Origin of the sequence: Actinomadura geliboluensis (assembly GCF_005889745.1) — a bacterium.
In the GTDB taxonomy this organism is placed as follows: domain Bacteria; phylum Actinomycetota; class Actinomycetes; order Streptosporangiales; family Streptosporangiaceae; genus Spirillospora; species Spirillospora geliboluensis.
Genome location: NZ_VCKZ01000772.1, coordinates 1 through 837, shown reverse-complemented (window position 1 = coordinate 837; position 837 = coordinate 1). Strand labels below are relative to the sequence as shown.

Sequence of the window (837 nt, the reverse complement as noted above, 5' to 3'; positions counted from 1 at the left end):
CCTCTACGCCCCCACCGGCCTGGACCTGCTCGCCCGCATGCTCACCCCCCGCGGCGTCCTGGCGGTGTGGAGCGCCGGCGCCGCCCCCGCGTTCGAGGCGCTGCTGCGCGACCGGTTCGCCCGCGTCGAGGCCAGACCGGTGCCGGTGCCCCGCGGCGAACCCGACATCGTGTACCTCGCGGCGCGCCCGACAAAGCCGGACCGCCCGTTTCTGTAGCCCGCGCTGTTCGTCCCGGAAAGTGCATTCGCTAGGTTTCGGCCTGACAAAACCTTTTTGGGAGGATCTGTGGCTACTGCCCACGCAGCCCAGCGGCGCCCCGCCGTCCTGGGCGACCTGCTGCCCGGTGCCCTGGCCCGCGACACCGCCCTCGTCATCGGCGCCGCCGTACTCACCGGCATCGCCGCGCAGATCGCGGTCCCGCTGCCCGGCACCCCCGTCCCCGTCACCGGGCAGACCTTCGCGGTGCTGCTCGCCGGCGCCGCCCTCGGCCCCGGCCGCGCCGCCCTCGGCATGCTCGTCTACCTGCTCGCCGGCCTCGCCGGCGTCCCCTGGTTCACCGACGGGGCCTCCGGCGCCGGCTTCGCCAGCTTCGGCTACATCCTCGGGTTCATCGTCGCCGGCGCCGCCGTCGGGCACCTCGCCCGCCGCGGCGGCGACCGCACCCCGCTGCGCACCGTCGCGACCATGCTCGCCGGAACCGCCATCATGTACGCCGCCGGCGTCCCCTACCTGATGGCCTACCTGCACGTGGACCTCGCCACCGCGCTCGACCTCGGCGTCACGCCCTTCCTGGCCGGCGACGCGCTGAAGGTCCTGCTGGCCGCAGGGCTCCTGCC

Annotated in this window: 1 protein-coding gene and 1 pseudogene; both read left to right on the top strand. The window is 75.0% G+C overall.

Going from position 1 to position 837, the window contains the following annotated elements; translation table 11 throughout:
• Positions 1 to 217 (top strand): annotated as a pseudogene (locus ETD96_RS44160) (spermidine synthase); the annotation flags it as partial.
• 69 nt (positions 218 to 286) lie between these two features.
• On the top strand, positions 287 to 837 hold a 551-nt coding region (locus ETD96_RS44155; protein WP_138642402.1), incomplete at its 3' end, for a biotin transporter BioY.